At 36.6% G+C, this 12,451-nt stretch carries 13 protein-coding genes; all 13 read left to right on the forward strand.

All coding sequences use genetic code 11. From position 1 onward, the window contains the following. Positions 1 to 9 precede the first annotated feature (9 nt). Complete coding sequence (locus QGM71_RS01725) at positions 10 to 456, forward strand: GatB/YqeY domain-containing protein (RefSeq protein ID WP_327605783.1); 447 nt, start codon at positions 10 to 12, stop codon at positions 454 to 456. Positions 457 to 843: 387 nt separating this feature from the next. Then, entirely contained in the window at positions 844 to 2,145 is a 1,302-nt protein-coding gene (locus QGM71_RS01730; protein WP_407702988.1) for an NfeD family protein, read from the forward strand. Positions 2,146 to 2,183: 38 nt separating this feature from the next. Further along, entirely contained in the window at positions 2,184 to 3,176 is a 993-nt protein-coding gene (gene floA / locus QGM71_RS01735) for a flotillin-like protein FloA (RefSeq protein WP_327605785.1), read from the forward strand. A 33-nt stretch (positions 3,177 to 3,209) separates the two neighbouring features. Then, positions 3,210 to 3,734 carry a hypothetical protein gene (locus QGM71_RS01740; protein ID WP_327605786.1) on the forward strand — a complete coding sequence of 175 codons (525 nt, stop codon included), beginning with the start codon at positions 3,210 to 3,212 and terminating at the stop codon, positions 3,732 to 3,734. Between the two features lie 821 nt (positions 3,735 to 4,555). Continuing rightward, positions 4,556 to 4,837: a sporulation protein YqfC gene (gene yqfC, locus QGM71_RS01745; RefSeq protein WP_327605787.1), complete on the forward strand. Its 282-nt coding sequence runs from the start codon at positions 4,556 to 4,558 to the stop codon at positions 4,835 to 4,837. 25 nt (positions 4,838 to 4,862) lie between these two features. Then, positions 4,863 to 6,095, forward strand: a complete 1,233-nt coding sequence (gene yqfD, locus QGM71_RS01750) for a sporulation protein YqfD (protein WP_327605788.1) — start codon at positions 4,863 to 4,865, stop codon at positions 6,093 to 6,095. A gap of 91 nt (positions 6,096 to 6,186) precedes the next feature. Next, the gene (locus tag QGM71_RS01755; protein ID WP_327605789.1) at positions 6,187 to 7,146 is read left to right on the forward strand and encodes a PhoH family protein; all 960 of its coding nucleotides are present in this window, start codon (positions 6,187 to 6,189) and stop codon (positions 7,144 to 7,146) included. A gap of 89 nt (positions 7,147 to 7,235) precedes the next feature. After that, the gene (locus QGM71_RS01760; protein WP_327605790.1) at positions 7,236 to 9,377 is read left to right on the forward strand and encodes an HD family phosphohydrolase; all 2,142 of its coding nucleotides are present in this window, start codon (positions 7,236 to 7,238) and stop codon (positions 9,375 to 9,377) included. Then, a complete protein-coding gene (gene ybeY, locus QGM71_RS01765; protein WP_327605791.1) occupies positions 9,378 to 9,842 on the forward strand; it encodes an rRNA maturation RNase YbeY in 465 nt (154 codons plus the stop codon). Then, positions 9,832 to 10,194 carry a diacylglycerol kinase family protein gene (locus QGM71_RS01770; protein WP_327605792.1) on the forward strand — a complete coding sequence of 121 codons (363 nt, stop codon included), beginning with the start codon at positions 9,832 to 9,834 and terminating at the stop codon, positions 10,192 to 10,194. The genes ybeY and QGM71_RS01770 overlap by 11 nt, the downstream gene beginning before the upstream one ends. 250 nt (positions 10,195 to 10,444) lie before the next feature. Continuing rightward, positions 10,445 to 11,350, forward strand: coding sequence for a GTPase Era (era, locus tag QGM71_RS01775; protein ID WP_327605793.1), 906 nt, complete (start codon positions 10,445 to 10,447; stop codon positions 11,348 to 11,350). Between the two features lie 96 nt (positions 11,351 to 11,446). Further along, complete coding sequence (locus QGM71_RS01780) at positions 11,447 to 11,593, forward strand: YqzL family protein (RefSeq protein ID WP_327605794.1); 147 nt, start codon at positions 11,447 to 11,449, stop codon at positions 11,591 to 11,593. Between the two features lie 90 nt (positions 11,594 to 11,683). Beyond that, entirely contained in the window at positions 11,684 to 12,427 is a 744-nt protein-coding gene (gene recO, locus QGM71_RS01785; RefSeq protein ID WP_327605795.1) for a DNA repair protein RecO, read from the forward strand. Positions 12,428 to 12,451: the final 24 nt, after the last annotated feature.

A 12,451-nucleotide genomic window follows, 5' to 3' on the forward strand; every position in this document is an offset into this window, starting at 1 on the left:
TGCACGAGTATGACATTACTTGAACAGCTGAATCAAGATATGAAACAAGCGATGAGGGACAAAGATAAGATAGTGCTAAGCGTAATTCGCATGGTAAAAGCTTCATTGCAGAATGAATCAATAAAACTTGGTAAAGATATACTTTCAGAAGACGTAGAACTCACCATACTGTCTAGAGAGTTAAAACAAAGAAAAGATTCCCTCCAAGAATTCAAATCAGCTGGACGCGATGATCTTGTTAAAAAACTTGAAACTGAAATTGATATTTTACAAGAATATATGCCAAAACAGCTTACTACTGAAGAGCTGGAGTTAATTGTTCAGTCAACGATTCAGGAAGTAAATGCATCATCAAAGAAGGATATCGGTAAGGTGATGGGAGCACTGATGCCCAAGGTAAAAGGAAAAGCAGATGGCTCTCAACTAAAAGATCTTGTACAAAGGCAGCTAGATTAAACTAACTTATAAAAATCCTTGTCATTATGGCAAGGATTTTTTCATTGCATTTCCCCAATCTGCCACACGCTAATTCACATGTAAGAATTTAGCATATAAAAGAGTATCATACCGTTGTCTAGTTTTTTTATTTGTTTTGTTGAAATATTCACATAATAAACTCCTTATTTTCTACGTATTGTGTTTAACTTTAAAATGTTATAATTTTTTACCTAATTTGCGAATAATAGGATGTAATTGTATCTAATTAGTACCTGTTTGTGATAGTATTTAATTAATTATGTAAATCATTTTAATCGAAACCAAATTGGATGTTTTCTCGTATATACTATTAACATCTTAAGGGGGTGATTAATCTTGTCGAGGAAGAGATCAATAAGATACATAATGTTTTTCATCGCTTTTCTTTTCTTCACGGTATTCAGCCTGCACCAACATACACAGGCAAGTGATAGCGGTAAAGGGAAATTAGTCTATTTCATACCAATTGAAAAAGAGGTTGAACGCGGCTTAGAGGCATTTTTGGCTCGTACGACTCAGGAAGCCATAGAAGAGGGCGCGGACCATATTGTTTTTGAGATAGACACCCCGGGCGGAAGAGTTGATTCTGCAGGGCAAATCGCCAAAATTCTTCAAGATTTAGAGATACCAACCACTTCGTTCATTGTTAACCAAGCATTATCAGCTGGATCTTATATTGCTTTAAATACGGATTCAATTTATATGAAACCACAGGCAACTATGGGAGCGAGCGGGGTTATAACAGGGGATGGAAACGCAGCAGACAAAAAGGCACAATCTGCATGGCTTGCAGCAATGAGAAGTGCAGCAGAATCGAAAGGGAGAGATCCACTTTATGCTACAGCGATGGCTGATGAGAGTATTGACTTACCTGAGTATGGTGCAGCAGAGGGTGAATTTTTAACACTGGACCCCACACAAGCAGTGGAGGTTAACTATGCAGAAGGTATTGTGGATCACCGGGTTGCATTACTAAATGAGTTAAGTTTATCTGACGCGACTCTTATTGATACACAACCAACATTTGCAGAAGAAATAGCCAGATTCTTAACGAGTCCGATTGTTATTCCAATTTTACTGTCAGTAGCTAGTCTTGGTTTGATTGTAGAGTTATATTCACCAGGTTTCGGGATCGCTGGAACCATGGGATTAGTCTCACTTGTTCTGTTTTTTTATGGGCATATTATTGCCGGGCTCGCTGGTTTCGAGGCAGTTGTATTACTTATTTTGGGGCTTATTTTGATATTTGCCGAATTCTTTGTAACTGGTGGAATTCTAGGTTTACTTGGAGTAGGATCTATTATCGGCTCACTATTTATGTCCGGGTATGATATTGGACATATGTCGTTAAGTATAGGAATAGCGTTCCTGGTGGCAACCATAGCTTCAGTGATACTCTTTAGAACGATAGGTATGGATAAGGGTTTTTTCAGACATATTATTTTAAGAGATCAAACCACAACAGAATTAGGGTATGTTTCCACAGTTAATCGCCTGGAACTGATTGGTGAAGAAGGTTTAACAGTTACACCACTCAGACCATCTGGAGCTGCTGTATTTGAAGAAAAACGCCTAGATGTTATATCTGAGGGTGGGTTTATCGAAGCAGGTAAACATGTAAAGGTAATCAAGGTTGAAGGAGCTCGTATTGTTGTTAGAGAAATCTAATATATAATAAATATTTTAAAAAACAGGAGGAATTTATCATGGAAATAGTTGATATTATGCCGCTCATTATTATAGCGGTAATCTTGATTGCAGTAGCAATTTTATTCACATTTATCCCTGTAATGCTTTGGATTAGTGCATTGGCAGCTGGTGTTAAAGTTGGCATACTGGCATTGGTGGGTATGCGACTTCGTAGAGTAGTACCTAACCGTGTTATTAATCCATTGATTAAGGCACATAAAGCCGGTCTAACAGTAACATCTAATCAATTGGAGAGTCATTACTTAGCTGGTGGTAATGTAGACAGAGTCGTAAACGCTTTAATTGCAGCACACAGAGCAAACATTGAACTGCCTTTCGAGCGCGGGGCTGCTATTGATTTAGCAGGTCGTGACGTTCTTGAAGCAGTACAAATGAGTGTAAATCCTGAGGTTATTGAAACACCTTTCATTGCGGGTATTGCGATGGATGGAATTGAAGTAAAAGCGAAAGCAAGAATCACTGTGCGTGCAAATATTGACCGCCTAGTTGGTGGTGCTGGTGAAGAAACAATTATTGCCCGTGTTGGTGAAGGTGTAGTAAGTACGATTGGTAGTTCAAAAACACATGCAAAAGTTCTGGAGAATCCGGATACGATTTCACATACTGTGTTGAGCAAAGGGCTGGACGCAGGTACTGCATTTGAAATCTTATCGATTGATATCGCAGATGTAGATATCGGTAAAAATATTGGAGCTATTTTACAAACAGACCAAGCTGAAGCAGATAAAAATATTGCTCAAGCGAAGGCTGAAGAACGTCGTGCTATGGCTGTTGCCCAGGAACAAGAAATGCTTGCCCGCGTTCAAGAAATGCGTGCAAAAGTTGTTGAAGCAGAGGCAGATGTACCTCGTGCACTTGCAGAGGCATTACGCTCAGGCAACATAGGTGTAATGGATTATATGAATTATAAGAATATCGATGCTGATACAGAAATGCGAGACACAATTGGTAAATTGTCGCAGGACAAAAACGAAGACAATGATCAATAATAATCCTAAACATGCGATTAAAGGAGGATTATAATGCAAGGTCTCTTTGATGCTATTTTTAGCAACTTCTTCATCGTAATTATCATTATCGCAGGTATTATCGGATTTCTTAGAGATAATACAGCGAAGCAGCAACAGCAGCAAAAGCAACAACAGGAGAGAAAGCCTGTTAACAGGCCAAATCCAACGAATACGCCTTCCGAGGGGTATAGCCGATCACAGCAGGGTAGATCGCGTGATTCGAAACCACAACGTACGTATTCAACATCAACCATTGAAGAACAGCAAAGAGAACAAATGGAGCGTTTAGCCGATCAATACAATAGTAGTACTGAGATAAAGCAAGGAATGGATAAATTATCTAGTAATGCCATTACAGATGATAATTCACTCGAACCTATCAACGAACTGTCAACCAAACAAAAGAAGCTAAAAAGACAGATAGGTAAAAATTTAAATAAAAATGGTCTTGTAAATGGCATTATTATGGCGGAAGTTCTAGGCTCACCAAGAGCCTTGAAGCCATACAGAAGTGTTATAACAAACAGAAGAAAATAGTAATAATTGAAGTCACCAACAAGTAAGCTAGAAGAGCTTACTTGTTGGTGCTTTTTTTAATATATAGGAGTATAAAATTTTTGGCTGCAATTAATTCTTACACTTAAACAGCCACGTCCAGTTCCGATGGACAAATGTTTTCGGTGGGACGAGAGTTTGCAGTCGCAGGACGTCCTAGTGCCGATGAAGCCACAGGATAAGGAAAGCATCTATGAGATACATCTTACCATTCAAGGTGCTTTTCTTTTTCAAGGACGTGGCGTTTTCATCGACCAGCGCCCAGGGACTAGCGAGACTTCCTTCACCTCCGTAATCTAACTCAATATAAACCAATTCGAAAAATGGAAAGAATGGCCGACTAAAATCGGGCTTGTACTCAGGCGTCGGCATACCCGCTAGAGATGAGCATGTTTCCTTTTAGTCATTCATGTAGGGCAAAAACCAGCGCTACACCACAGATGAACTTGACTAATCGCCGGAAATGGCGAAAGTCTAAGTGAATCTGCTGTGGCAGTGGAAGATCGACTAACTACACCGCTCCTGCGCGGCAACGTCGACCCACCCGCGGGTGCGCGGGCGCAGTCCGTACGTCCTTATCCGGGCGCCCAGTGCTTTTGTTCTGATAAAAATAGTAATTGTAACTGTTAAAGTTAAATTACCAACTATGAGATGTCCAGATCAAGTGGCTACGAAAGGAATAGCTGTTTCAAACCACCGCGTATTGAGCTTGTTAATTTACGGTAATGATCAATGTTCTTTCACTTTATTGTTCTTATCTTTTCAATCATTTCATAAATATACTGTGAGAGGGGGCTGCATTTGTGAAAAAGTGGCAACAGGGCATACGCCCGTGGTTAATAAAATATCTTGCCCTTCCTTCTGATATTATTCTCGAGTTACCAAGGATAACAATAATTGGACAACTGCATGTTTATATTGAAAACCATCAAGGATTAGCAACCTTTACAGACTCTGAACTTAAGTTAAAAACAAACAAAGGTTTTATTCAGATTTTTGGATCTTCATTTGTGTTAAAAATGATGTTACCAGAAGAAATTTTACTGGAAGGTATTATTAAAGAGGTAAAGTTTATCCCTGATTAGAGAGTATTAAGTAAAGGAGGAGGACATGAAACAGATACAAGGTGCTTTTATAACCGGCTATGTAACGATATCAGTAAAAGGAAGTAATCCTGAACTTTTTTTCCAGAAATGTATCCATTCAGGGCTAACAATATGGGATGTCAAAAAGACAGCCGACGATACATGTACAGGAAATATAAAATTAAAAGACATAAAAGTAATCAGACAAATAAAACGAAATTCGAATTACAAAATAACCTTTGTTGGCAAAAAAGGATACCCATTTACAGTAAAACTATTTCTAAGAAAAAAGCAGCTGGTAGTTGGCCTTATAATGAGTATCTTATTAATTATTTTTTTGTCTAATATTATTTGGGAGGTTAAAATTACTGGTGTCCCAAAGGAAATTGAAGAAAAAATAAGCAAACAGTTAGAGAGCTATGGCATCCATCCAGGATCATGGATAATTACACTTGAATCGCCAAATTCCATCCAACAAAAGTTAGTTAAAGACGTACCAGAACTATTGTGGGTTGGAGTGCATCAAAAAGGGACAACCTTTTTTCTTGAAGGAGTAGAAAAAATCATTGTAAACAAAGAAGAAGTAAAAGGTCCACGCAATCTAGTAGCTACCAAAAAAGGTATTATCAAAACAATGTATGTATCTAAAGGCCTTCCTAAAGTTCATGTTAATGATTTTGTTGAACCTGGGGATGTACTGGTTTCGGGAATTATTAATGAATCTGAGGAAACGGATGAAGATGAAGATTCTGAAAGTGGAAACAAAAACCTGGAATTAGTCGCAGCTGCTGGTGAAATCACAGCGACAACGTGGTATGAAGTTTTAGTTACCATCCCTTTAGAAGCAAGCTACGAACATCTGACTGGAAATCAAGAGAAAAAACACTACATACGTATCGGATCTGTTCGGGCACCATTATGGGGATTTGGTGAACCAGATTATAAAAATATTCATAGTGAAGTAGTCGAAAGAGAACTGAATTTTTTTAAATGGAAGCTACCAGTTAAAATAGGTGAAACTATTTTAAGTGAAAAGATGTATACAAAGGTAGAAAGGTCTAGAGAAGAAGCAATAAATACTGGTATTCAACAAGCAAAAGAAGATTTAAAGCTTGAATTAGGCCAGGAAGCACGAATATTATCTGAAAAAGTTTTGCATGATACTATCGAGAATGGTAAAGTTAAATTAAGCTTATACATTAGTGTAGAAGAAAACATTAGCGAAGAACAGCCCATTAGTAAAAGTTTGGAAAAATGACTATTCAAAAGGCATTCATTACCGTAAATAACGAGATTAAATTTGTTATTCGTTATCACGTTGACCAACTTCTAAATTAAGGAGATCGATTATGCCAGAAAACCTTACCGAGATCGATTTACAACTATCAAACCCAAGCGAAGCATTGTCATTATTTGGGACAAATGATAAGTTTTTGCATCAAATTGAAGAACAGCTGCACGTTTCCATTGTGACAAGGGGAGAACAAGTTAATGTTGCTGGGAAAACAGAAAATATTTCACTCGTACAAGATATTCTCTTAACATTGTTATCAGTTATTCGAAAAGGGTTAACTATAACAGAAAGAGATGTTGTATACGCTGTTGATTTAGCGAAGAACGGAAAGATAAATCAATTTGAAACATTGTTTGAAGATGAAATTACTAAGAACGCGAAAGGAAAATCAATACGAGTTAAAACATTAGGTCAAAAAGGGTATATATCTGCAATAAGATCAAACGATCTTGTTTTTGGCATTGGTCCAGCTGGTACTGGTAAAACATATTTGGCTGTAGTAATGGCTGTTCATGCTCTTAAAAACGGACAGGTTAAACGTATTATTTTGACACGGCCGGCAGTTGAGGCTGGAGAAAGTTTAGGTTTTTTACCTGGAGATTTAAAAGAAAAGGTCGATCCGTATTTACGCCCATTATATGATTCCTTGCATGATGTATTGGGCGCAGAACATACTGTAAGATTAATTGAAAGAGAGACAATTGAAATTGCGCCGTTAGCATATATGCGGGGCAGAACCCTTGATGACGCATTCGTTATTCTAGATGAAGCACAAAATACAACACCAGAGCAAATGAAAATGTTTCTAACACGTTTGGGGTTTGGATCAAAAATGGTTATAACAGGTGATATTACACAGGTTGATTTGCCTAAAGGGGTGAAATCTGGTTTACACGCTGCTAATCAGCTACTTGATTCAGTGAAAGGTATATCTTTTATTCATCTGGATCAAACCGACGTAGTGAGACATCCACTCGTACAGCGAATAATTGACGCTTATGAAAAGAGTACTTAGATTCTATGGCAGAGAAATAGTAAGACCCCCAAAAAATAAGTGGGTCTTATTTCTATATTCATTCTTCATTTTAAAATGGGGTGTAACGTATGAAAAAGAAAATGATGTTAGTTATAAAATATATTTTCAGACCAACGAGTAAATGGTTTTCCATACTTATTCCAGTGATTGGATTAGGCATCTTTTTCTTTCTCGTTACATTGAATAATGTACATACAGAAGTATATGATATAGAACGTTTTAATAGTGCTAAGGAAACCATTCGTTCACCTATAACGATTGAAAATGAACAGGAGACTCAACGGAAAACAAGAGAAGCGGTTCAGTCGGTAGAAGACAGGTTTAGTATTTCTGCTGAAGTAACTGAAGAACGTGAGGAATATATTGAAGAGATTTTTGATGCTATCGAAAAATTAAAGGATGAAGAATTTTTCAGTGAGAAATCTGACATAGAAGACACTCCCGTCCCATTGACTAATCAGGAGAAGGTTCAGCGTTTACAACAAATACTCTCTTCAGAAATTAGTGAAGAAGTAAGTAACGAGGTGCTTGCACAGTTAATTGAAATACCAGATTCTGATAGAGATGAAGCAAAAAAGCTCTTTATATCATCAATAAAGAACAGTATGGAAACTGGTGTACGGACCGAGAACCTTCAAAGTGCTATATCTAACGCTAAGCAGATTATCGAGTATTCAGATATGGATACCGATACCCAGGAAGCTCTCACACAACTTACTGAATTCGCTGTAGTGGAAAACTCGTTTTTTGACGTTGAAAAGACGGCCAATGCCAGAAAAGAAGCTGCGAGCAGTGTTGAGCCGGTAGTAACCAGGGCTGGTGAGATAATTGTAAGAGAGGGACAAACAATAACAAATGAAATCTATGAAGAGATGGCTCTGGTTGGTCTATTAGATAATCAACGTAATATGTTCCCCATCATTGGCCTCGGCTTACTTGTACTATTAATAAGTAGTGTAATAGCGTACGAGATGAACCGATTGGCGCTAATAAAAAAGCTTGATAGAGGTACGATAGTATCAATTTTTGTAATTAGTATCATTGTAATTATATTAATGAAGATTGTAAGCTTATATACAACGCAGGGGAATCAATTATTCTTAGTAGTACCAGTAGCAACAGGAGTACTTTTAATAAAGCAATTAATTCATGAGCGAACTGCTATTATCCTTGCGGCCCTATATGCAATATTAGGTACGATTATATTCAACAACCAAATTCCAGGTTCTTTAAATGTTGAAGCCGGTATGTATTTCTTCTTCTCACAACTAGCAGGTATTTTCTTTTTAGTAAATGTGAAGGACCGCCTTGCAATCTTAAAAGCCGGTGTTGGAATGGCATTTGTTAATGCAGTTACTGTATTATTATTCTTATTTCTATCATTTGAAAAATATTCATTAAGTGATATATTTATTCAATCAGGTTTTGCAGTCACCGCAGCTTTTCTTTCGGCAGTACTTACAATCGGGTTGTTACCTTTTTTCGAAACAGGATTAGGAATTCTGTCGGATATTAAATTATTACAATTATCCAGTCCTAACCACCCATTGTTGAAGAAACTTTTAACAGAGGCGCCAGGTACCTACCATCATTCTATTATGGTGGCTAACCTGAGTGAAACAGCATGTGAAGCAGTTGGGGCAAATGGATTGCTTGCACGAGTTGGTGCATACTATCACGATATTGGCAAGACAGTACGTGCGTCCTATTTTATTGAGAACCAACTATCAATTAATAATCCGCATGATGTTCTGGCACCGAAGCAAAGCGCAGAGATTATAATTAGTCATCCATATGACGGGGCTGCCATGCTAAAGAACCATCGATTACCAAAAGAAATAATTGATATAGCTAAAGAGCACCATGGGACAACGTTACTCAAGTATTTTTACTATAAAGATAAAGATACAAATAAGCATGTAAAAGAGGAATATTACAGATATCCTGGGCCAAAGCCTCAAACCAAAGAATCAGCTATCATATGCATATGTGATTCAGTTGAAGCAGCTGTTCGTTCATTAAGAGAGCCTACCGAAGAAAAAATAGAAGAAATTGTATCATCGATTGTAAATGACCGGATGATGGATGGACAACTGGATGAAACACCGCTCACGTTAAAAGAACTAAAAATAATTCATCGTACAATATGTGATACACTTAAAGGAATCTTCCATTCGAGAATACAATATCCAATGAAGGAGGCAAAATAAATGTTTATAGACTTTCACGATCAGACGAGGTCAGTCCCGACTGAACACATTGATCTACTTCAACGTTTACTTATTTTTGCTGCAGAGAAAGAAGGTATTTCGAAAGAGGCTGAAGTTTCTATTAATTTTGTAGATAATGACGAAATACAAGAGTTGAATCGTAATTATAGGCAAAAAGACGAGCCAACTGATGTAATCTCATTTGCGCTTCAGGAGCCTGTGGAAGGAGAAATAGAAATAATTGGTGAGGAACTGCCTTTGGCTCTAGGGGATATTGTAATATCAGTGGATAAGGCTGTAGAACAAGCAGCGGATTATAATCATTCCTACGAAAGAGAATTGTCCTTTTTAACCATTCATGGGTTTCTTCATTTATTAGGATATGATCATATTAATAAAGAGGATGAAGAAGAAATGTTAAAAAGGCAAGAAACTATACTAGGTGAATTTGGAATTGAAAGGTAATAAAAGATCCATTGGATTTACCCATGCATGGAATGGTATTAAGGAGGTTGCCAGAACAGAGAGGAATTTTCGAATTCATCTCCTAGCAACTTTACTTGTTTTTGCAGCGGGAATAGTCTTTAAATTAACAGTAACAGAATGGTTAATTATTGTACTGGCTGTTGGATTAGTGTTAGTAGCTGAAATAACAAACACTGCTATCGAAAAAATGATGGACTACCTTAAACCAGGTCTGCATCCATCTGCAAAAGTTATTAAGGACATCGCAGCCGGTGCTGTTTTAGTAGCAGCTGTTACTTCGTTAATCTTAGGCATTCTAATTTTTCTGCCTAAATTATATTCAATTTTTTAAAGTCCTTACAGGGACTTTTTTTTATCTCTGATTAACATGCAGTCATACATCTCTCTCCTCAATGCAAAAACAAGACTCCGAGAGAGAATGTATTTAATATGCACGGAATGTTATTATAAGGTTAAAGAATTAACATTATGTGGTATTTTAAAGAACAAAGGAATATTTTTAAAGGTTTTGTCGATTACATGAAAGTAGATAGTATTTATAGTATTATAAAATATAAGAAAAACGTCACGGAGGAAACAACATGGAAAATAATGAGTTTAAATCAGGTTTTGTAGCAATTATTGGAAGACCTAATGTAGGTAAGTCAACTTTTATGAACCAGGTTATAGGACAAAAAATTGCTATAATGAGTGATAAAGCGCAAACAACAAGAAATAAAATTCAGGGCGTGTTAACACAGGATGATTCACAAATAATATTTATTGATACACCAGGCATCCATAAACCAAAGCATCGTTTAGGTGACTTTATGGTAAAAGCAGCAGTAAATAGTTTAAATGAAGTAGATGCTGTGTTATTTATGATTGATGCAAAAGATGGTTATGGGAGAGGGGATCAGTATATACTTGATCTTTTACAACGAGTGAAAAGCCCTGTATATCTGATTATAAACAAAATAGACTTAATTCATCCAGATGATTTATTTCCATTGATTGATCGATACAAGGACAAACTTAAGTTTGAGGAAGTTATACCTATTTCTGCCTTAGAAGGAAATAATGTGACGCATTTACTTGATTTATTAAAAACAAAGCTGCCAGAAGGACCGCAATATTATCCTGAGGATCAGGTAACGGATCATCCAGAGAGATTTATCATAAGTGAATTAATAAGAGAGAAGGTTTTACAGTTAACAAGAGAAGAAATACCTCATTCCATTGCAGTAGTAATTGAAAATATTGAAAAAAGGGATTCTCAATCAGTATTAATTCAAGCAACAATAGTGACGGAAAGAAAAACCCAAAAAGGAATATTGATTGGAAAACAAGGAAGCATGTTAAAAAATATTGGTAAAAACGCACGCAAGGATATTGAAGCATTACTAGGTACAAAAATTTACTTAGAACTGTGGATAAAGGTCAAGAAAGACTGGAGAAATAAAGAAAGCCAACTACATGAATACGGGTTTCGAAGTGACGAATATTAAACATGGTAAATTTTTATACTAATTGTTTGAGGTCAGGGTGGTCATTCTATGTAGTAAGTTACATTTTCAAACATTAAAGAAAGGGTGGGGTTTCTTGTGGTAGATTTAACCTGGAGAATATTCAGTCAAACGGGAAACATTGAAACCTATTTATTAATGAAAGAATTGGAAAATGAACCAAATTCAGATGAGCATGGACAAAGTGTTATAGAAGAGATTTCACCTTTAGACACCAAAATTTAATCAGAAGGGAACCGATGCTCTTTTGTAGAGAGACAGAGGTTTAAATGTATATCTATTTTATTAGAACTGTGATTAAAAAGGGTGAACTGTTTGCTGGAAAAAATAGATGGAATAATTATAAAAACGCAAGATTATGGTGAGACACATAAGATAGTAACGATATTCAGTAAGAAGCTAGGGAAATTTACAGCACTGGCAAGAGGTGCAAAAAAGCCTAAAAGTAGAATGGCTGCAGTAACGCAGCCATTCATCTATGGTGAGTTTTTTGTATACGTTAATCGCGGATTAAGCACCATTCAGCAGGGGGAAATGATCCATTCCTTCAGACCAATCCGTGAAGATATTATAAAAACTGCCTATACTGCTTATATTACAGAATTAACCGACAAGTTAGTTGATATGCAAAGTCCGGATATCTTTTTATATGAAGAGCTTTATGAAACCATGTCCTGGATAGAAAAAAATGAGGATGCAGAGATCCCCGTTATGATGTATGAATTTAAACTATATGCAAAAGGTGGATTCTCTCCAACTGTTGACAAATGTGTTAACTGTGGAAATTCAACCCAGTTAATAGCTTTTTCAATTACAGAAGGCGGTTTATTATGTAACCGATGCAGGAGTATAGATCAGGGAGCATTTAACTTACCCACTTCAATGATAAAATTATTATATGTATTTTCCACTTTACAACTTAACAGAATCGGCACTATTTCTGTGAAACAGGAAAACAAGAAATTACTTCGCCAGTTGATGGACGCGTATTATGATAAATATGGCGGATATCATTTGAAATCGAGGAAATTTTTAAACCAGCTGGACCTTTTAAAATAAGAGGCATTAATTGACAGCTTAAAT

The sequence above is a fragment of the Virgibacillus tibetensis genome (assembly GCF_036026595.1).
GTDB classification, from domain to species: domain Bacteria; phylum Bacillota; class Bacilli; order Bacillales; family Amphibacillaceae; genus Virgibacillus_P; species Virgibacillus_P tibetensis.